This is a genomic window from Arthrobacter sp. 05N33_2 (assembly GCF_056397425.1).
Genome location: NZ_JBFTNJ010000036.1, coordinates 1 through 19,677, shown reverse-complemented (window position 1 = coordinate 19,677; position 19,677 = coordinate 1). Strand labels below are relative to the sequence as shown.

General features: G+C 68.2%; 15 protein-coding genes, 1 tRNA gene and 1 pseudogene. 9 read left to right on the top strand and 8 right to left on the bottom strand.

Features of this window, described 5'->3' with window-relative positions; genetic code table 11:
- Nucleotides 1-54: 54 nt before the first annotated feature.
- Genes thrB through argS form a run of 5 tightly spaced genes read right to left on the bottom strand, consistent with a single transcriptional unit; the run spans nucleotide 55 to nucleotide 6,616 of the window.
- The gene (thrB, locus tag AC1DHX_RS14035) at nucleotides 55-1,041 is read right to left on the bottom strand and encodes a homoserine kinase (RefSeq protein ID WP_476848841.1); all 987 of its coding nucleotides are present in this window, start codon (nucleotides 1,039-1,041) and stop codon (nucleotides 55-57) included.
- 2 nt (nucleotides 1,042-1,043) lie between these two features.
- Entirely contained in the window at nucleotides 1,044-2,150 is a 1,107-nt protein-coding gene (gene thrC, locus AC1DHX_RS14030; RefSeq protein WP_028276075.1) for a threonine synthase, read from the bottom strand.
- Complete coding sequence (locus AC1DHX_RS14025; protein ID WP_028276076.1) at nucleotides 2,151-3,467, bottom strand: homoserine dehydrogenase; 1,317 nt, start codon at nucleotides 3,465-3,467, stop codon at nucleotides 2,151-2,153.
- Nucleotides 3,468-4,946: a diaminopimelate decarboxylase gene (gene lysA / locus AC1DHX_RS14020; RefSeq protein WP_476858838.1), complete on the bottom strand. Its 1,479-nt coding sequence runs from the start codon at nucleotides 4,944-4,946 to the stop codon at nucleotides 3,468-3,470.
- 5 nt (nucleotides 4,947-4,951) lie between these two features.
- The gene (gene argS, locus AC1DHX_RS14015) at nucleotides 4,952-6,616 is read right to left on the bottom strand and encodes an arginine--tRNA ligase (protein WP_476900139.1); all 1,665 of its coding nucleotides are present in this window, start codon (nucleotides 6,614-6,616) and stop codon (nucleotides 4,952-4,954) included.
- 196 nt (nucleotides 6,617-6,812) lie between these two features.
- Between argS and AC1DHX_RS14010 the strand changes: the two genes are divergently transcribed.
- The 6 genes from AC1DHX_RS14010 (at nucleotide 6,813) to AC1DHX_RS13985 (ending at nucleotide 11,605) form a co-directional block, all read left to right on the top strand.
- The gene (locus AC1DHX_RS14010; protein ID WP_476858840.1) at nucleotides 6,813-7,250 is read left to right on the top strand and encodes an FMN-binding protein; all 438 of its coding nucleotides are present in this window, start codon (nucleotides 6,813-6,815) and stop codon (nucleotides 7,248-7,250) included.
- 23 nt (nucleotides 7,251-7,273) lie between these two features.
- Complete coding sequence (locus AC1DHX_RS14005) at nucleotides 7,274-8,146, top strand: FAD:protein FMN transferase (RefSeq protein ID WP_476857525.1); 873 nt, start codon at nucleotides 7,274-7,276, stop codon at nucleotides 8,144-8,146.
- Nucleotides 8,143-9,744 (top strand): FAD-dependent oxidoreductase, encoded by a 1,602-nt coding sequence (locus tag AC1DHX_RS14000; RefSeq protein WP_476858841.1) that lies wholly within the window; start codon nucleotides 8,143-8,145, stop codon nucleotides 9,742-9,744. The genes AC1DHX_RS14005 and AC1DHX_RS14000 overlap by 4 nt, the downstream gene beginning before the upstream one ends.
- 182 nt (nucleotides 9,745-9,926) lie before the next feature.
- Nucleotides 9,927-9,999, top strand: a tRNA-Arg gene (locus AC1DHX_RS13995).
- Nucleotides 10,000-10,190: 191 nt separating this feature from the next.
- Nucleotides 10,191-11,264, top strand: coding sequence for a M4 family metallopeptidase (locus AC1DHX_RS13990; protein ID WP_476858842.1), 1,074 nt, complete (start codon nucleotides 10,191-10,193; stop codon nucleotides 11,262-11,264).
- Between the two features lie 44 nt (nucleotides 11,265-11,308).
- Nucleotides 11,309-11,605, top strand: a complete 297-nt coding sequence (locus AC1DHX_RS13985) for a protealysin inhibitor emfourin (RefSeq protein ID WP_230007827.1) — start codon at nucleotides 11,309-11,311, stop codon at nucleotides 11,603-11,605.
- 24 nt (nucleotides 11,606-11,629) lie between these two features.
- Here AC1DHX_RS13985 and AC1DHX_RS13980 read toward each other — a convergent pair whose 3' ends face one another.
- Nucleotides 11,630-12,595, bottom strand: a complete 966-nt coding sequence (locus AC1DHX_RS13980) for a GlxA family transcriptional regulator (protein WP_476900138.1) — start codon at nucleotides 12,593-12,595, stop codon at nucleotides 11,630-11,632.
- Nucleotides 12,596-12,687: 92 nt separating this feature from the next.
- Between AC1DHX_RS13980 and AC1DHX_RS13975 the strand changes: the two genes are divergently transcribed.
- Nucleotides 12,688-12,855, top strand: coding sequence for a hypothetical protein (locus AC1DHX_RS13975; RefSeq protein WP_230007826.1), 168 nt, complete (start codon nucleotides 12,688-12,690; stop codon nucleotides 12,853-12,855).
- A gap of 179 nt (nucleotides 12,856-13,034) precedes the next feature.
- The gene (hrpA, locus tag AC1DHX_RS13970) at nucleotides 13,035-17,075 is read left to right on the top strand and encodes an ATP-dependent RNA helicase HrpA (RefSeq protein WP_476858843.1); all 4,041 of its coding nucleotides are present in this window, start codon (nucleotides 13,035-13,037) and stop codon (nucleotides 17,073-17,075) included.
- A gap of 72 nt (nucleotides 17,076-17,147) precedes the next feature.
- Here the strand turns inward: hrpA and AC1DHX_RS13965 are convergent, their stop codons facing one another.
- Nucleotides 17,148-17,576 (bottom strand): HIT family protein, encoded by a 429-nt coding sequence (locus AC1DHX_RS13965; RefSeq protein ID WP_476858844.1) that lies wholly within the window; start codon nucleotides 17,574-17,576, stop codon nucleotides 17,148-17,150.
- Nucleotides 17,573-18,757 carry an NAD(P)-dependent alcohol dehydrogenase gene (locus AC1DHX_RS13960; RefSeq protein WP_476858845.1) on the bottom strand — a complete coding sequence of 395 codons (1,185 nt, stop codon included), beginning with the start codon at nucleotides 18,755-18,757 and terminating at the stop codon, nucleotides 17,573-17,575. The genes AC1DHX_RS13965 and AC1DHX_RS13960 overlap by 4 nt, the downstream gene beginning before the upstream one ends.
- Before the next feature lie 383 nt (nucleotides 18,758-19,140).
- On the opposite strand from AC1DHX_RS13960, the pseudogene AC1DHX_RS13955 reads away from it, so the two are divergent.
- Nucleotides 19,141-19,677 (top strand): annotated as a pseudogene (locus AC1DHX_RS13955) (HNH endonuclease); the annotation flags it as partial.

Below are 19,677 nucleotides of genomic sequence, written 5' to 3'. Positions count from 1 at the left end.
CTACGTGGCCAACATCGCGGTCTTACRACGGTTAAAAATTTACCGCCTGCGTATTTACCGCCGGTGCACTTCCACTTTAGCACCTTCAACGTCCACGGCCAGCTTCATCACGCGCCAGCCCACTTCCGGCGTGTTGCCCGCGGTGTGGGCGCCGATGAAGTCCACAACCTCACGGGCTTCCGCTTCGCCGTTGGCCAGGACCAGCACGGTGGGTCCGGCGCCGGATACGACGGCGGCGTGCCCTGCCCGGCGCAGCGCGCCGATCAGTTCCGCGCTGGGCCGCATGGCCTCGGCGCGGTAGCTCTGGTGCAGGTAGTCCTCGGTGCCGGGCAGCAGGAATTCCGGGTTCGTGGTCAGGGCATGGATCAGCAGGGCGGCGCGGCCGGAGTTCATGGCCGCGGCATGGTGGCCCACCGAGGCGGGCAAAAGGGCCCGGGCGGCCTCAGTGGAGAGCTCGTAGTCGGGCACAGCGACCACGGGGATCACCGAGGCCGCCACGGACGCGCACGTGCTGCTGTACTGGTCACTGTCCTGCCATGACAGCGCCAGTCCGCCGAAAATGGCGGGTGCAACGTTGTCCGGGTGGCCTTCCATTTCGCTTGTGAGCTGCAGGATCCAGTCGCGGCCACGCCGGGAGGCCTCCGGAACCAGGGCATTGGCGGCGCTGACGGCCGCCACCACGGCCGAGGCCGATGAGCCCAGGCCCCGTCCGTGCGGGTTGACGTTGTCGGCCGTGATCCGCAGGCCTTCGTGCCGGAACCCAAGGCGGTGCAGGGCCTCGGTCAGGGCCTTGACCACGAGGTGCGTCGCATCGCGGGGCAGGGACTCGGCACCCTCGCCGCTGAGCTCGAATTCAAGTTCACCGCTGGCCAGGGTTTCCACGGTCAGCGTGTCATGCAGCGAGAGGGCCAGGCCGAGGCTGTCGTACCCGGGGCCCAGGTTGGCGCTCGTTGCCGGGACACGCACGGTGACCAGCTGGCCCGCCGGAACAGCCGGGGAGCCGGCAGCTGATTCGGCCGGGACGGTGAGGGTTGTTTCCAACGTTATTTTTCTTCCAGTCCCAGTGCTGCGGCGACGGTGACGACGTCGTTGGAGACCTTGACCGGCTGCACGTCGCTGCCGTCCTCGGTGCGCAGGGCCCACTGCGGGTCCTTGAGGCCGTGACCGGTCACCGTGATCACGATCGTCTTGCCTGCCGGCACTTCCCCGGCCGCGTGCTTCTTGATCAGCCCGGCGACGCCGGCAGCGGAGCCGGGCTCCACGAAAACGCCTTCCCGGGCGGAGAGCCACCGGTGCGCGGACAGGATTTCCTCGTCCGTGACGGCCTCGATCACGCCGCCGGATTCATCCCGGGCCGCCACGGCGGTGTCCCAGGAGGCCGGGTTGCCGATCCGGATGGCGGTGGCAATGGTGTCGGGCTCGGTGATGGGGTGGCCGGCCACGAAGGGCGCCGCCCCCGCGGCCTGGAAGCCCCACATGACGGGTGTCTTGGTGGACACGGCGGGCAGCGACCCGGCGGTGGGCGACTCGAACGCCGCAGCGTATTCCTTGTAGCCCTTCCAGTACGCGCTGATGTTGCCGGCGTTGCCCACCGGGAGCACATGGAAGTCGGGGGCGTCGCCGAGCGAATCCACCACTTCGAAGGCGCCGGTCTTCTGGCCTTCGATCCGGGCCGGGTTGACGGAGTTGACCAGGAACACCGGGTAGGACTCGCCGAGCTTGCGGGCGATGTCGAGGCAGTCGTCGAAGTTGCCGTCCACCTGCAGCAGCGTGGCCCCGTGCGCGACTGCCTGGCTGAGCTTGCCCATGGAGATCTTGCCCTCCGGGACCAGCACYGCGCACTGCAGCCCGGCCGCCGTCGCGTAGGCCGCGGCGGAGGCGGAGGTGTTGCCGGTGGAGGCGCAGACCACGGCCTTGGCGCCGGCAGCCACCGCTGCCGTCATGGCCATGGTCATGCCGCGGTCCTTGAAGGAACCGGTCGGGTTCATGCCTTCGACCTTGAGGTAGACGGTGCTGCCGGTCAGCTCGGAGAGGTGGCGGGCGTGCACGAGCGGGGTGCCGCCCTCGCCCAGGCTGATGACCTTGGTCGCTTCCGTGACAGGAAGACGGTCGGCGTATTCGCGGATGACACCGCGCCATTGGTGAGCCACTTAGACTCCTTCTACCCGGAGTACGGATGTGACGGAATTGATGACGTCCAGGCGCCTGACGGCCTCGACGGTTGCTGCAAGTGCGGCTTCGCGTGCACGGTGTGTCACGATCCGCAGCTCGGCCGATTCCACGTTGGAGTCGGCGTCGCGGTGAATGGTCTGCCGCATGATTTCGATGGACACGCCGTGCTCGGCGAAGAGCTGCGCGATCCTGGCCAGGACGCCGGGCTGGTCCGCGACGTCGAGTCCGATGTAGTAGCTGGTGACGGCCGCGTCGATGGGCAGCGATGGCACGTGCCCCGTGGTGGTTTCGGTCCGGCCGGGGCCGCCCAGGACAATGCGGCGGGCCGCGGAGACGAGGTCGCCCAGCACGGCGGACGCCGTCGGGGTGCCGCCGGCACCCTGGCCGTAGAACATGAGCTCGCCCGCGTTCTCGGCTTCGATGAAGACGGCGTTGAATGCACCGCGGACAGCGGCGAGGGGGTGCTCGCGGGGCAGGAGCGTGGGGTGGACACGGACCGAGACGCCGGTTTTGCCGTCCTCGTCAACCAGTTTCTCGGCAATGGCCAGCAGCTTGATGACGAAGCCGGCTTCCTTGGCGGCGGCGATGTCCGCCGCGGTGACCGACGTGATGCCCTCGCACGAGACGTCTTCCAGGGCGAACCGCGTGTGGAAGGACAGTGAGGCGAGGATCGCGGCCTTGGCGGCGGCGTCGTAGCCTTCGATGTCGGCCGTGGGGTCGGCTTCCGCGTAGCCCAGGCGCTGGGCCTCGGCCAGCGCGTCGGCGAACTGCGCGCCGGTGGAGTCCATCTGGTCGAGGATGAAGTTGGTGGTGCCGTTGACAATCCCGAGCACCCGGGTGATCCGGTCGCCGGACAGGCTGTCACGGATRGGCCGCAGGATGGGGATGGCGCCGGCCACGGCGGCCTCGTAGGACAGCTGCACCCCGGCCTTGTCCGCTTCCTCGTACAGTGTGGGGCCGTCCTGGGCCAGGAGCGCCTTGTTGCCGCTGACAACACAGGCACCGTGCCGCATGGCGGTCAGGATCAGGGTCCGGGCCGGCTCAATGCCGCCCATGAGTTCAATGACGACGTCGGCGTCCTTGACGAGGACTTCGGCGTCAGTGGTGAACAGCTCCTGCGGCAGCTCGACGTCGCGCTTGGCATCGAGGTTGCGCACCGCGATGCCCTGCAGTTCCAGCCGGGCGCCGGTGCGCGCGGCGAGGGCGTCGGCGTCGTCAATGAGAATCCGCGCAACCTGGGCCCCAACGTTGCCACAGCCCAGCAGGGCCACTTTCAGGGTTCGCAATTCAGACATTCAGACTCCCATGTCGCGGTTGAGCAAATCTTCTTCGGTTTCCCCGCGGACAATGAGCCGGGCAGATCCGTCGCTGACAGCGATAACGCCCGGCCGGGCCAGATAGTTGTAGTTGCTTGACAGGGCCCAGCAGTAGGCGCCGGTCCCCGGTACAGCAAGCAGATCACCGGCTGCCACGTCCTCGGGCAGATATACATCTCTAACAACTATGTCGCCGCTCTCGCAATGTTTGCCCACCACTCGGGACAGCTGCGGCGCCGCGTCGGAGCTCCGCGAGGCGAGAATCGCCGAATAATCCGCGTCGTACAGCACCGGCCGGGGGTTGTCGCTCATCCCGCCGTCCACCGACACATAGCGGCGCGGGTGCGTAACGTCCCCGGCTCCGTTAGGCCCGGCCGCGGCACCAGCCGCGGCCGGGGCATCCACCCGGACGGTCTTGAGCGTGCCGACCTCATACAGCGTAAAGGTGGTGCTTCCGACGATCGCGCGGCCCGGTTCGATCGAAATCCGGGGGGCGGTTATGCCGAGGGCAGCGCATTTGGAACGGACGACGGCGGCCATCGCCTGCGCGATTTCGGCGGCCGGGCGCGGGGTGTCCACGGGGGTGTAGGCGATGCCGTAGCCGCCGCCGAGGTCAAGCTCGGGCAGCACGATGGAGTACTTCGACTGCATCGCTGCCAGGAAGTCCAGCAGCCTCTCAGCGGCGAGGGCGAAGCCGTCCGGTTCGAAGATCTGCGAGCCGATGTGGCAGTGCAGGCCCAGCAGTTCGATGCTGGCGTGCCCGGTGGCCGCGGCCACGGCTTCCTCTGCGGCGGACAGTCCGGCCTGGTCCGTGGAGTCCCCGGCCATGGACAGGCCGAATTTCTGGTCCTCGTGGGCCGTGGCGATGAATTCGTGGGTGTGGGCGTGCACTCCGGGGGTCAGCCGCAGCATCACCCTGGCGGTGTCGCCCCGGTTGGCGGCGATCGCCGCGACACGTTCGAGCTCGTCGAGGCTGTCCACCACGATCCGTCCCAGCTGCATGTCCAGCGCCCGGTGGATTTCGCCGTCGGACTTGTTGTTCCCGTGCAGGGCGACGTCGGCGCCGGGGATGCCGGCGCGGAAGGCCACGGCGAGTTCGCCGCCGGACGCCGTGTCCAGGCGCAGCCCCTCTTCCTCGACCCAGCGGACCACGGAGGTGCACAGGAAGGACTTGCCGGCGTAGTAGACGTCCACTCCCCCGCAAATATCCGCGAAGGCGTCGTTGAAGGCGTCGCTGAACGCCCGGGCCCGGGCCCGGAAGTCGGTCTCGCTCAGCACGAACAGCGGCGTGCCGTACTGGCGCTGAAGCTCACTGACCGTCAGCCCCTCGATGGTGAGCTCGCCGTCGTCGTTGCGCGCAACACCGCCCGCCCACAGCGGTTCGTGGAGGGCATTGAGGTCAGCGGGGACCTCGAGCCAGTCCGGGGCGAGCGGGGACTGTCCTGAATTTGCGCTCATGGCGGTCACATCCGTTCCGGCGCCGAGACGCCCAGCAGTTCCAGTCCGTTGGCCAGCACCTGGCTGGTGGCGTCATTGAGCCACAGCCTGGTGCGGTTGGTGTCGGTGATGGGTTCCTCGCCCTGCGGCGCCACGCGGCAGGCGTCATACCAGCGGTGGTAGGCGCCGGCGATCACTTCGAGGTGGYGGGCCACGCGGTGCGGCTCGCGCAGCTCGGCGGCCTTGGCCACGATCGAGGGATAGCTGCCCAGGTGCGAGAGCAGCTCGTTTTCGGTGGGGTGCTCCAGCAGGGCGGCGTTGAAGCTGTCTATGCCGTCCACACGGCGCTCCACGCCGGCGGCCACGGCGTTGCGGGCGGCGCCGCGGGAGCGGGCATGGGCGTACTGGACGTAGAACACCGGGTTTTCGTTGCTGTGCTTCTTCAGCAACTCCGGGTCCAGCGTCAGCGGCGAATCGGCAGGGAACCGGGCCAGCGAGTACCGGACGGCGTCCTTGCCGAGCCAGGAGATAAGGTCCTTGAGCTCGATGATGTTGCCGGCGCGCTTGGACAGCTTGGCACCGTTGACGGAGACCAGCTGGCCGATCAGGACCTCGATGTTGACCTCGGGGTCGTCCCCGGCGGCTGCCGCGATGGCCTTGAGCCGGTTGATGTAGCCGTGGTGGTCGGCGCCSAGSAGGTAGATCTTYTCGGTGTAGCCSCGGTCCTTCTTGGACAGRTARTASGCGGCGTCRGCGGCGAAGTACGTGGGCTCRCCGTTTGCGCGGAYCATCACGCGGTCCTTGTCATCGCCGAAGTCGGTGGTGCGCAGCCAGACCGCGCCGCCGTCGTCGAACACGTGGCCCTGTTCGCGCAGGCGGGCGACGGCGTCCTCGATCGCGCCGGCGTCGTGGAGCTCCTGCTCGGAGAAGTAGACATCGAAGTCGACACCAAACTCGGCCAGCGTCTGCTTGATGTCATGCATCTGCGCCTTGTAGGCGGCGCCCCGGATCACCGGCAGGGCCGCCACCTCGGTGAGTTCGCGGATGTCCGGGTGCTCGGTGAGCACCTCGTGGCCGAGGTCCGCGATGTACTGGCCCGGGTAGCCGCCCTGGGGCACGTCCAGGCCGTGCAGCCTGGCGAACACGGAGTTCGCGAACACGTTCATCTGGGAACCGGCGTCGTTGATGTAGTACTCGGCAGTGACGTCGGCACCGGAGGCCCGGAGGACGCGGGCGATCGCGTCGCCSAGGGCGGCCCAGCGGGTGTGGCCGATGTGCAGCGGGCCGGTGGGGTTGGCCGAGACGAATTCCATGTTGACCACGTGCCCGGCGAGCGCGGTGTTGGTGCCGTAGGCCGCACCGGCCTCGACGATCGCCTTGGCGAGGGCACCGGCGGCAGCGGCGTCCACGGTGATGTTCAGGAAGCCGGGGCCGGCGATGTCCACCGCGGACACGCCGTCGATCGTTTTGAGCCGGGCGCTCAGGACGGACGCGAACTCCCGCGGGTTGGTGCCCGCCGTTTTGGCCAACTGGAGGGCGACGTTGGTGGCCCAGTCCCCGTGGTCCCTGTTCTTGGGCCGCTCCACGCGCACCTCATCCGGGATGTCGGCCGCGGAGAGGGCTATGTCACCGGCGGCAACGGCGTCCTTCAGGCAGGCGGATATGGCGAGGGAGAGTTCTTCTGGGGTCACAGTTCTAGCCTACCGGTGGGCCCGGAGTGCGGCGGAATCTGGCACCCGGCATGACGGCGGGGCCGGTTACGGGAATACCCAAGGTCTTCGATGCCTCGCACCAAGGGTGAACCGTTACCCTGAATTCAACGTCTGCAACCGTGTCAGTGCCTCCACATTGTTCGCTGTCCGATCCCCGCAAAGAATCGAGTCCCGCATGAATACCGCCTTCCGCAAAAGCGTCCTCGTCGGCATTGCCGGCGTCTCCGTGGCCGGAACTGCGGCTGGCTGCGCCCCTTCTGCGCAGGCCCCGGCCGCAGAGGCCGCGCCGCCCGCAGCTTCCGGGACCGCCGGTACCGGTTCCTACAAGGACGGCACGTACAGCGCCGACGGGAACTACACCTCCCCCAACGGCACTGAGACCGTGGGCGTGGAGCTGACGCTGGCCGGCGGTGCCGTGTCCGACGTGAAGATCACGCAGCACCCCTCGAATCCGAACACCCGAAAGTTCCAGGGCGAGTTCGCCGGCGGCATCCAGTCCCAGGTTGTTGGCAAGAAGCTCGACGAGATCAAGGTTTCCAAAGTGGCCGGATCCTCGCTGACCAGCGGCGGCTTCAACCAGGCCGTGGCGAAGATCAAGTCACAGGCCCAATAGCGCAACAAGGGAACAGAGGAATCGTGGCGCATCCGGGCTGGACGCACTTCAGCTTTGACGGGATCGGGACCCGCTGGGAGATTTCCACCCCGTCCCGGCTCTCCGGCGAGCTCCGCCGCGGCCTGCTCGCCACGGTGGCGGAGTACGACGCCGCGTGGTCCCGGTTCCGCCCCGATGCGCTCATTGCCGACGCAGCCCGGACGCCTGGCCGCATTGAGCTGCCCGCCGAAGGGGCCGCCCTGGGCGAGCTGTACGGCACCCTGTACCGGCTCACCGGGGGTGCGATGACCCCGCTCATCGGCGGGAGCCTGGAGCGCCTGGGCTACGACGCCACCTACACCCTGCGCCCGGGCGGTGCGCCGCTTCCCGCGCCCCGGTGGGAGGATGCGCTGGACTGGCAGGGCACCGCGCTGACCACCACGGTTCCTGTGGTGATCGACGTCGGCGCGGCCGGAAAGGGCCAGCTGGCCGATCTGCTCTCCGCCCAGCTCCGGGACGGCGGCTGCGCCGGGCATTTCATCGATGCCAGCGGGGACCTGCTGAATCCGGGGCCGGATCCGGTGGCGGTTGCCCTCGAGCACCCCTACGATCCCACCCGGGCAATCGGCACCGTCCAGCTGGGGGCCGGTGCCCTGTGCGCTTCCGCCGCCAACCGGCGCGCCTGGGGCGACGGGTTCCATCATGTCCTGGACGGCACCACGGGAGCGCCGGTGCGTACCGTTGTCGCCAGCTGGGCCATGGCCGGGACCGCGATGGTGGCCGATGCGCTGGCCACTGCGTTGTTCTTTGTCGACGGTCCGCGGCTGGAGCAGGAGTTCGATTGCGCCTGGCTCACGGTTTATGCGGACGGGCACGCGGAATATTCAGCCGACTTCGAAGGGGCCCTGTTCTCATGACTGCCATCACCGGCACCGCCCTCGGCTCGAGGCTGGACACCGCCTTGGGCCGGCTCACGATTTACCGGCTGGTGCTGTGGGTCCTGGCCGTCCTGGCCGGCTACAGCCTGCTGCTCAATGTGCTGGGCTGGCTGACGTTCGGGCTGCCGGAAATGCTGGCCCACCTTGCCCTGTGTCTTGGCCTGACGTACGCCTCCAGCCAGGGGCTGGCCGCACTGTTCCGTGTGCGGCCGCACACGGAATCCTCACTCATCACCGGCCTGCTGCTGTACTTTCTATTCTGGCCCAGCGAGCTTTTCTGGCCCAGCCAGCCAACCCAGGGCCTCCAGCCGGCGGAGATCGCCGGCGTCGCCCTGGCCTGCGTACTGGCCTCGGCCTCGAAGTACGCGCTGGCCTGGCGCGGCCGGCACATCTTCAATCCGGCCGCGGCCGGCGCGTTCCTGGCCGGGCTGACCGGGCTCAACATTGCCACCTGGTGGGCCGCGACGCCGGCCATGCTCTGGCTGGTGCTGCCAGGGGTGCTGCTGGTGCTCTACCGGACCCGGAAGTTCGCCATGGCCGCCGTCTTCGCCGTGGTTGCCGTGTCCATCGTGGCCGCCGATCTGCTCCGGGCCGGGATGAATCTCCCCGAGGCCCTGTGGCAGACGCTCGCGCAGCGGCCGGTGCTGTTCTTCGTCGGGTTCATGCTCACCGAGCCGCTCACCCTGCCCCCGCGGCGCTGGCAGCAGCTGGCCCTGGCCGCCGTCGTCGGGGCACTGTTTGCCGTCCCCTACAACCTGGGGTTTGTGGCCAACTCCCCCGAGCTGGCGCTGCTCGCGGGCAACGCGCTTGCCTTCGCCGTCGGACAGCGGGGCGGGGTCCGGCTGGCGTTCGTCGCGAGCCGTCCGCTGACGCCCACGACGACGGAATTCAGCTTCCGCCCGGAACGTCCGGTGCGCTTCGCTCCCGGACAGGCCCTGGAGCTCCACCTGCCCCCGGACACGGCCGGCGACGCTGGCGCCGCCAGGGGCGATGGGAAGGGTGACGGCAAGGGAATCCGGCGCGTGTTCAGCCTGACCAGCGCACCCGGAGCCTCCCTGCTGACGATCGGGGTGGGGACGGCCGAACCGGTGTCCTCAGCCAAGCGATCGCTGCTGTCCCTGGCACCCGGCGCCGGGCTCACCGCCACCACGGTGAGCGGCGACTTCGTCCTGCCCCGGGACCCGGCCACCCCCGTGCTGCTCGTCGCGGCCGGAATCGGGATCACCCCGTATGTGGCCCAGCTGGCCGGGGCGTCGGCCGGAAACCCGGCCGGGGACCGCGACGTTGTCCTGCTGTACCTGGCCAAGAGTGCCGCCGAACTGGGCTACGCCGAGGAGCTCCAGCGCTCGGGGGCGCGCATCGTGGCCCGGCTGGCCGACGGTTCGGCGCCGCCGGCCAACATGGAGGACGCAGGCGCCGGAAGGATTGACGCGGCGGCCCTCGAGGACCTGGTGCCGGACATCGGCGGCCGGGAAGTCTTCATCTCCGGCTCGCCCGCCAGCGTGCGTTCGCTGCGGGCCGCGGCGCGTGGCGCGGGCGCCCGCCGGGTCCATGTGGATACGTTCACCGGCTACTGACGCCGCTACTGAGCGGACCGGCCAATCCGCGGGATCGGCCAAGCTGCGGACCCCGCACATAGGCCGCGTTGGACCGCCACTTGACTCCATAAATGAGCGACCGTTTTCCATGGTTTTCCGTTGGAGGCCACCTTCCTGCTAAGCTCTAGGACGTCCCGCCGGTAACGGCAGGAACCCTGACTGCCCTCGTAGCTCAGGGGATAGAGCGTCTGCCTCCGGAGCAGAAGGTCGTTGGTTCGATTCCAATCGAGGGCACAAAATACCGGCATCGCCGGCAAACCCCGCTGTTTCATTGAAACGGCGGGGTTTTTTTGTGCCCTGAATCCCGCCAAAAGAGCGCGGAAATCCAGCGGCTTTGCCCCTGCCGATTGTCGGTGCTCCCTCGTAGGCTGTTTTCATCGGTGGCGGGCTACCCTGCCGGCTCCGAAGCATGAAGGGGGTCTCAAGTGTTCTTCTCAACTGTGTACTGTTCCATCGTTCCRCCCTATTTGCTCCGCAGGCTGGCCGCACAGCAAAAGCCGGAGCTCTCCAGGGCCGCCCACGGGGCAAAGCAGGCCCTGCAACACGTCCCGGGGTTCCAGGCCTCCCGCGCAGTGCCCGGGCCCGGCAGTCGTCCGGGCCTGCGGGAACTCAAGCCGTCCCCGCCGGAACGGACGGTCTACGACGCCAAGTCCACCGAGAAGCTGCCCGGCAGCGTGGTCCGCAAAGAAGGCGAACCGCCCACCGGCGATCCCGCCGCCGACGAGGCCTATGACGGGCTGGGGCACACCCACCGCCTCTACGCCGAGGCTTTCGGACGCAATTCGATCGACGGCAAAGGCCTGCACCTTGATGCCACGGTCCACTACGGCCGCCTGTACGACAACGCATTCTGGGACGGCCAGCAAATGGTCTTCGGCGACGGTGACGGCCAGGTCTTCGGGCGGTTCACGAAATCCCTGAGCGTCATTGGCCACGAGCTCACCCACGGCGTGACCCAGTACTCGGCCGGGCTGGTCTACCGCAACCAGGCCGGCGCCCTGAACGAATCGATGTCCGATGTCTTCGGTGCCCTCGTTGAGCAGTATGTGCGGAAGCAGTCGACGGCGGAGGCCAGCTGGCTGATCGGTGAAGGCCTCTTCACGGACCAGGTGCAGGGGGCCGCCTTGCGTTCCATGAAGGCTCCGGGAACGGCATACGACGACGACGTGCTCGGCAAGGACCCGCAGCCGGACTCGATGGACGGCTACGTGCGCACAAGCGCGGACAACGGCGGCGTGCACATCAACTCCGGCATCCCCAACCGCGCGTTCTGCCTGGTGGCCACCGCCCTCGGCGGCAATGCCTGGGACGCACCGGCACAGATCTGGTACGAGACCCTGACGGGCGGCAAGCTGTCCCCCACCGCCACGTTCGGTGCCTTCGCCAAGGCAACAGCCGCCTCTGCCAAGGAGCTTTTCGGCGAGGATTCCAAGGAACATGACGCCGTGCGCTCCGCGTGGGAAACTGTGAAGGTCAAGCTCCCGGGAGCCCGACGATAAGCCCAGGCCCCTGCAGATCCGAGTCCGATGAAGGTCCGAGTCCGATGAAGATAACTGTCCAGCGCAGTGGCGGCGTGGCCGGAATGAAAAGGACGTGGACCGTCCGGCCCGAGCCGCCCGAGGACACCGACCGGTGGCAGCCGCTGATTGAGGCCTGCCCCTGGGACGACGTCGCCGGGACCAGCGGGACATCCGGCCAGCCGGACCGGTTCATGTACAGCATCCGGGCCGATCAACGGCGGGCGGTCCTGCCCGAGCGTGAACTGACGGGCCCGTGGCGCGACCTCGTCGAATGCGCACGGGCCGCGGCCGAGGAATCGGCGCCGCCGGGCTTTGCCTAGACGCTCCTGCCGGGCCGGGGCCCGCTACGCCGTGGCCAGGTGCCCGCGGAACGTGCGCCGGTAGGACTGCGGGCTGGTGTCCAGCGCCTTCGTAAAGTGGTGCCGCAACAGGACCGAATGTCCGAAGCCGGATTCCCTCGCGATTTCGTCGATATTGAGCTCCGTGGTTTCCAGCAGCTCCTGGGCACGGAGCACCCGTTGGGAATTGAGCCAGGCCGCCGGGGTGGCCCCCGTTTCCGCACGGAAGCGCCGCGCAAATGTCCGCGGCGACATATGGACCCTGGCCGCCAGCTCGTTGACTGCGTGTTCCTCGTCCAGGTGCCGGACCATCCACTGCAGCAGCTGCTCCATGGGTTCCGAGCCGCACTGCGGAATGGGCCGGTCGATGTATTGGGCCTGGCCGCCGTCCCGGTGCGGAGGGACCACCATGTCCCGGGCGATGGCGGCGGCCACCTTGGCGCCGAACTCCACGCGGACCAGGTGCAGGCAGGCATCGATCCCCGCGGCCGTGCCGGCACTCGTGATGATCCGGCCGTCCTCGACGTAGAGGACATTTTCATCCACCAGCACGGCCGGGTATCGGCTGGCCAGTTCCTGGGAGTAATGCCAGTGCGTGGTGCATCGGCGGCCATCGAGCAGGCCTGCCCGGGCCAGGGCAAAGGCACCGGAACAAATGGACATCACCCAGGCGCCCCGGGCATGGGCCGCCCGCAGCGCCTCCAGGACGGATTCGGGAACGTCCTCGTCCCGGCCGYACGGCGCCATCACCACCAGGTCGGCGTCGGCAGTTGCTTCCAGCCCGAGACCGACGTGCATGGACAGGCCGGACTTGAGCGGGACGTCGCCCGGCTCGGGCGCGCAGACGCGGAAATCGAACGCGGGCACGCCGTTTCCGCGGTCCGAGCGGTCGATGCCGAAGACCTCGAAAGCCGTCGCGAACTCGAAGATCGAGAAGTTGGGAACCACGATCATTGCCACTGATTTGATCATGATTTCATCCTGACAGAACAGTGGCAGAAATTATAGCTTTTTGGGCATTTCTGCCACTTCTTTTAGTTCTTGGACCGGAGAACCATAGAGGTATGGAACTCCTCGGAATCGCCGTCATCGTCCTGATCATCGCCGGCCTCGCAGCCACCATCTCCGCCCTGCGGAAGGACGGCCTCGGTCACACCCCGCCCGTCCGCTCGGAAGAGTACTGGATGGCCCGGGACCTGCCGAGCGTCAACTACACCCTGCGGAACTTCTAAGTCCGCGCACGTTTTGCCCACACGCCCATCGGGCCCGGCCCATCAAGCCGGGCCCTCACTATGCGCCGGGCCTGAAGCAGCAACGGAACAGCCCGGCCGCAGCAGCCGGACCCGATAGAAGGACCGCACAGCCGCCGCCACCCCAGCGGACAGTCCACCCCAGTAGACTGTCTCCAGCCATGACATTGCATATTTCCTACCCCGCCGAGCTGCCGGTCTCCGAGCGCCGCGAAGATCTTATGGCCGCCATCGCGGCCAACCAGGTGACCATCATCGCCGGCGAGACCGGCTCGGGTAAGACCACCCAGATCCCCAAGATGTGCCTTGAGCTCGGCCTGGGCGAGAACGGGCTGATCGGCCACACCCAGCCCCGCCGTCTCGCGGCCCGCACCGTGGCCGAGCGCATCGCGGAGGAACTCGGCGTCGAAATCGGCCAGGAAGTCGGTTTCCAGGTCCGCTTCACCGGCGAGGTCAGCCGGTCCACCAAGGTCAAACTCATGACCGACGGCATCCTTCTGGCGGAGATCCAGCGCGACAGGCTGCTGCGCAAGTACAACGCCATCATCATTGACGAGGCGCACGAGCGCAGCCTCAACATCGACTTCATCCTCGGCTACCTCAAGCGCATCCTGCCGCAGCGCCCGGACCTGAAGATCATCATCACCTCGGCCACCATCGATCCGGAGCGCTTCGCCAAGCACTTCGGCAGCGACGAGGAGCCCTCCCCCATCATCGAGGTGTCGGGCCGGACCTTCCCGGTGGAAATCCGCTACCGGCCGCTTTCCCAGCCGGCCGGCGGCGCCGAAGATGGAGCCGGAGAAGGTGCCGCGGCGGACGACGAACTCGAGGAGGACCGCGACCCGCTCGATGCGGTGTGCGACGCCGTCGACGAGCTCGCCCTGGAAGCCCACGGCGACATCCTGATCTTCTTCTCCGGCGAGCGCGAAATCCGCGACGCGGCGGAGGCCCTCAACGCCCGCATCCAGTCCAACCGGCGCCTCGCGGGCACCGAGGTCCTTCCCCTCTTCGCCCGGTTGAGCCTGCAGGAGCAGCACAAGGTTTTCCACCCCGGCAGCAAGCGCCGGATCGTACTTGCCACCAACGTCGCCGAAACCTCGCTGACGGTCCCCGGCATCAAGTACGTGATCGACACCGGCACGGCCCGGATCTCGCGCTACTCGCACCGGACCAAGGTCCAGCGCCTGCCGATTGAGCGCGTCTCCCAGGCTTCGGCCAACCAGCGCTCGGGCCGCTGCGGCCGCGTTTCCGACGGTATCGCGATCCGGCTGTACTCCGAGGAGGACTTCGAGTCGCGGCCGCTGTTCACGGATCCGGAGATCCTGCGCACCAACCTCGCGGCCGTCATCCTGCAGATGACCGCCATGGGCGTGGCCCGCGGACCGAAGGACGTGGAGAACTTCCCGTTCGTCGAGCCGCCGGATTCGCGCGCCATCAACGACGGCGTCAGTCTCCTGCGCGAGCTCGGCGCCCTGACCGCCGCGCGGCAGGAGCCAACGGACGACGGCGGGCAGCGCGACGGCGGGCAGCGCCGCGGTTCCGGCCGTCCCGGAAGCGGGCTCACCGCCGTCGGGCAGCAGTTGGCCCAGCTGCCGGTGGACCCCAGGCTCGGCCGGATGATCGTGGAGTCCGGAAAGCGGGGCTGTGTCCGGGAGGTCATGATCCTGGCCGCCGCGCTCACCATCCAGGACCCGCGCGAGCGTCCAACAGACAAGCAGCAGCTCGCCGCGGAGAAGCACGCCCGCTTCCGGGACGAGAACTCGGATTTCACCGGTTACCTGAACCTGTGGAACTACCTGCAGGAGAAGCAGCAGGAACTGTCCTCCACGGCGTTCCGCCGGCTCTGCCGCAACGAGTTCATCAACTACCTGCGGGTCAGGGAGTGGCAGGACCTGTTCGCCCAGCTCCGCCAGCTGGCCCGCCCGCTGGGCATCAGCCTGGACAACAAGCGCCTTGCCGATCCGGTGGGCAACCACGACGGCATCCACATCAGCCTGCTCTCGGGGCTGCTGAGCCACGTCGGCATCCTCGACGAGCGCAAGCGCGAGTACGCCGGAGCCCGCGGCAGCCGCTTCGCGATTTTCCCGGGTTCGGCACTGTTCAAGAAGTCACCCACGTTCGTGATGGCCGCCGAGCTCGTGGAGACGAGCCGGCTCTGGGCCCGCGTCGCGGCGAAGTTCGATCCGCTCTGGGCCGAACAGGTGGCCCCCGACCTGGTCAAGCGCAGCTACAGCGAGCCGCACTGGTCCAAGAAGATGGGCGCGGTGATGGCCCACGAAAAGGTCACGCTGTACGGCGTGCCCATCATCCCGAGCCGGCGGATCAACTACGGCAAGGTGGATCCGGAGCTCTGCCGCGAGCTCTTCATCCGCCATGCCCTGGTTGAAGGCGACTGGCAGACCCACCACAAGTTCTTCCACCGCAACCGCGCGCTGCTGCACGAAGTCGAGGAACTCGAGGCCCGGATGCGGCGCCGCGACATCCTGGTGGACGACGAGACACTCTTCGAGTTCTACGACGCCCGGATCGGCGCGGAGGTCGTCTCGGAGCGGCACTTCGACAAGTGGTGGAAGGACGCACGGCAGCAGGATCCCACGCTGCTCGACTTCGACCAGTCCCTGCTGATCAGCGAGGACGCCGCGGCCCTGGACGATTCGGCCTATCCCAAGACCTTGTTGCACAAGGGCTTCGAGCTGCCGCTGAGCTACGAGTTTCACCCCGTGGCGCCCGGTTCGCCGCCAAATCCATCCGACGGCGTCACCGCCGAGGTGCCGGTGCTGTTCCTGAACCAGCTCGACGATGCCGCGTTCCGCTGGCTGATCCCCGGGCAGCGCGTGGAACTCGTCACGGCGCTCATCAAGTCGCTGCCCAAGCAGATCCGCAAGAACTTCGTTCCTGCCCCGGACGTGGCCCGCCAGGCCGTCGCGGCACTGGAAGCGGACTTCGATCCCGCCACGGACGAGCTCGAACCGTCGCTGGAACTGGTGCTGCGCCGGATCCGCGGACAGGTCATTCCGCCGGGCTCCTGGAACTGGGACGCCGTCCCGTCGCATTTGCGGGTCAGCTTCCGCGTGGTGGATTCCCGCGGCAAGTTGCTGGATGAGGGCAAGGACCTGAACGCGCTGCAGGAGCGGCTGGCCCCAGCCACCCGCCGGGCCATCGCGGAATCCCTCGGTGCCACCCCGGGCACCACGGCACCCCAATCCAAGGGAAATGCCGCGGCGAAGGCGAAAGCCGGCGCGAACGGCAAGGATGGCGCGCGTTCATCACGGGCCGGCACGTCCCCGTCGGCCGCCCTGGCCGCTGCCGCAGCCGCGGCGCCGGGCGGGTTCACCGAAATGTCCGGGCTCAAGGACTGGACCTTTGGAACCGTCCAGCGCCAGGTCCAGGGAACCGTTGGCGGGCACACCGTCACCGGCTATCCCGCCTTGGTGGATGAGGGAACGTCCGTGGCGCTGCGGCTGTTCCAGACGCCGTCGGAACAGCAGGAAGCCATGCGCGGCGGGGTCATCCGGCTCCTGGCCCTGAAAGTGCCGCCGCCGGACCGCTATGTCCTGGAGCACCTGAACAACACCGAGAAACTGACGTTCAGCCAGAACCCGCACGGTTCCGTGGCCGCGCTGATCGCCGACTGCGCCCTGGCCGCCATCGACAAACTCACGCCGGCCCCGCTGCCGTGGGACGAGGCCTCCTTCAAGGCACTCTACGAGAGCGTCCGGGCGGAGCTGATCGACACCGTCTTTACCGTCACCGCCGTCGTCGAACGCATCCTGGCCAGTACCCGCCGGATCGAAAAGCAGCTCAAGGGCACCACGAGCCTGGCCCTGATCAGCGCGCTCAACGACGTCAAGAGCCAGCTCGAGCAGCTGGTGTATCCGGGTTTCGTGGCACGCACGGGCTACGCCCAGCTCAGCCAGCTGCCCCGCTACCTCGCGGCGATCGAAAAGCGCCTCGAGAAGCTGCCGGGCAACGTGCAGCGGGACGCCCAGCACATGGCCGCGGTCCAGGCCCTGGAGGACGACTACGACGACGCCGTGTCCGCGCTGCTGCCCGGGCGGCGGGCGGGCGCGGAGTTAACCCACGTGCGCTGGATGATCGAGGAACTGCGGGTGAGCCTCTTCGCCGTCGAACTCGGGACCGCCTATTCGGTGTCCGAAAAGCGTATCCGGGCCGCCCTTAACAAAGTGCTGGCGCCGGCGTAGACCCCTGAGGGTGCTGCGCCGGCGCCAGCACTGGCGGCCGGGAATGTCCGGGCGGGCCTGTCCGGGCGGGACCTATGCGGCCGGGACGTGCTCCGCGTGGCCGGCCGTGCGGAGGCCTTCGCGGAGCTTCTCCGCGTTGGCGTCCAGCCTGGCCGGATCCGGGTGCTGGTCCACGGAGCCGAAATCAAAGTCCGCCATTGAGTTCGATGGCCACACGTGGACGTGCATGTGGTTGATTTCGTAGCCGGCCACGATCAGCCCGGCCCGGGCGGCGTCGAACACCTCCACCTGGACCGCGCCGATCTTGCGGGCAACCTCCATGACCCGGCCGAGGACCTCGGGCGAGGCATCCGTCCAGCGGTCCACTTCCTCGGTGGGCACCACGAGGGTGTGGCCGTCGGCCAGCGGGCCCATGGTCAGGAACGCCACGACGCCGTCCTCGCGCCAGACGAAGCGGCCCGGGATCTCGCCGTTGATGATTTTGGTGAAGAGAGTGCTCATGCGTCCGCCTTTTCTGCCGGGGACCCCAGGGTACTGACGTCCAGGACAAAACGGTACTTGACGTCGCCTGCCACCATGCGGTCGTAGGCTTCGTTGAGCTGGTCAGCGCCGACCACCTCAACGTCGGACACCACGCCGTGCTCGGCGCAGAAGTCCAGCATCTCCTGCGTCTCGGCGATGCCGCCGATCAGCGAACCCGCATAGGCGATCCTGCGCCGGATCAGCACCCCGGGGTTGACGGGCGGCATCGCTTCGGCGGGCAGGCCCAGCTGGAACAGCACACCGTCCAGGCCCAGCGTGCGGAAGTAGGGGTTGAGGTCGTGCGGTGCGGCGACAGTGTCGATAATGACGTCGATGCTGCGGTTCGCGGCTTCCATCGCGGCCGGGTCGGTGGAGAGGATGACGTCGTCGGCGCCCAGCTCGCGCGCTGCGGCGAATTTGTTCTCCGACGTCGTGAAGACCTTGACCTCGGCGCCCATGGCCTTGGCGATCTTGACGGCCATATGGCCGAGGCCGCCCAGTCCGACGACGCCGACGACGTCGCCTTCCTCGACCTCGAAGTGGTTCAGGGGCGAATATGTGGTGATGCCGGCGCACAGCAGGGGCGCCGCGGCGGCGGGGTCCAATGCTTCCGGCACCCGCAGGACATAGTGGCGGTCCACCACGATCGACGTGGCATACCCGCCCTGGGTGATGGCGCCGTCGTTGCGGGCATCCTTCGCCCCGTAGGTTCCCACCGCGGCGTTTTCGCAGTACTGCTCGAGGCCGTCCAGGCAGCTGTCGCACTCGCGGCAGGAGTCCACGATGCATCCCACGCCCACGCGCTCACCCACCGTGAAGTCGTCGACGGCGGAACCGAGCCGGGTGACCCGGCCGACAATCTCGTGGCCCGGGATCAACGGGTAGGTGTCGCCGCCCCATTCGCCCCGGGTGGCGTGCACGTCCGAGTGGCACAGTCCGCAGAATTCAACTGCGATCTCGACGTCGTCCGCCTTCGGCGCCCGTCGGGACACGGTCAAGGGAACGAGCCCGCTGTCCGGTGAGGTGGCACCATACGCAGCAGCGAGTGTGGGGCCGGCGTTCTGCGCGGCGCTGTCCGCGGTGGCGGATTTGGTGTCTGTGGTGTCCAAATCCGGCAACGGCTTGGCAAGGGGCGGGGGTACGGGACGTCCAGGTGTCATACGTTGACGCTACCCCCGGTCCCGGGATGTATTCCACTTTGGGGTGGCTCGCTGGCGACGGCTCGTCGCTCAGGTCGGGCACGTTGCCCAACTGGTCGTGCGTCAACGAACCGGGGGCACCCTGGGGACGCCGTACGAGCAGCTGGCCGGAAGGCCGGATACTCAACTGCGTCCAAGACTTCCGCACCGACAGCCGCCATCATTCGCTAACGAATTGGCCGCCGCCTGGCAGTTGGCACCCGGGGCGGACCCCTGCGGCCATTATTGTCGGGGGTCCCTGAAACACTGGATTCATGGACGGCAATCAGGGGCCCGAAGTGGCTCCGGTAGGATACGGCGACGGTGGCCTGAGTCGCGCCGGGAGCGGCGCGGCCGCCGGACCGATGGGCTTAGGCTGTCCGGCCACGGACAGTGCCGGGATCATTGACCGGATCCGGGAACTGGAGGACTGGAAATCCGCCGCGACCGCGGAACAGGCCCGGCTCGCCGTGGCCTTCGACCTGCTCCAGCGCCGCGAACAAGCCGCCGCCGGGGTCCCGGCCGAGAAGCTCGGCACCGGGATCGGCGCGCAGATCGCCCTGGCCCGGCACGAATCCCCCGCCAGGGGCGGCCGGCTCCTGGGCCTGGCCAAAGCCCTCGTGACCGAAATGCCGCACACCCTCGSCGCCCTGCAGACCGGGCAGCTGAACGAATGGCGCGCCACCCTGCTCGTTCGTGAAACCGCGTGCCTGAGCGCCGCGGACCGGGCCGCCGTCGACGAGGAATTGGCGCCCGACGCCGGGACGTTCGCCGGGGCCGGTGACCGGTCCCTGGTTGCCGCGGCCCGGGCCGCCGCGTACCGGCGTGAYCCCCGCTCCGTCACCGAACGCGCCGCGCACGCCGCCACCGAGCGGCACGTCAGCCTCCGCCCGGCCCCCGAC

Excerpts from the sequence above, each read along its gene's own strand:
- lysA (WP_476858838.1), bottom strand. The coding sequence starts at position 4,946 with ATGAGCGCAAATTCAGGACAGTCCCCGCTCGCCCCGGACTGGCTCGAG.
- AC1DHX_RS14010 (WP_476858840.1), top strand. The coding sequence starts at position 6,813 with ATGAATACCGCCTTCCGCAAAAGCGTCCTCGTCGGCATTGCCGGCGTC.
- AC1DHX_RS14000 (WP_476858841.1), top strand. The coding sequence starts at position 8,143 with ATGACTGCCATCACCGGCACCGCCCTCGGCTCGAGGCTGGACACCGCC.
- AC1DHX_RS13985 (WP_230007827.1), top strand. The coding sequence starts at position 11,309 with ATGAAGATAACTGTCCAGCGCAGTGGCGGCGTGGCCGGAATGAAAAGG.
- AC1DHX_RS13975 (WP_230007826.1), top strand. The coding sequence starts at position 12,688 with ATGGAACTCCTCGGAATCGCCGTCATCGTCCTGATCATCGCCGGCCTC.
- hrpA (WP_476858843.1), top strand. The coding sequence starts at position 13,035 with ATGACATTGCATATTTCCTACCCCGCCGAGCTGCCGGTCTCCGAGCGC.
- AC1DHX_RS13965 (WP_476858844.1), bottom strand. The coding sequence starts at position 17,576 with ATGAGCACTCTCTTCACCAAAATCATCAACGGCGAGATCCCGGGCCGC.
- AC1DHX_RS13960 (WP_476858845.1), bottom strand. The coding sequence starts at position 18,757 with ATGACACCTGGACGTCCCGTACCCCCGCCCCTTGCCAAGCCGTTGCCG.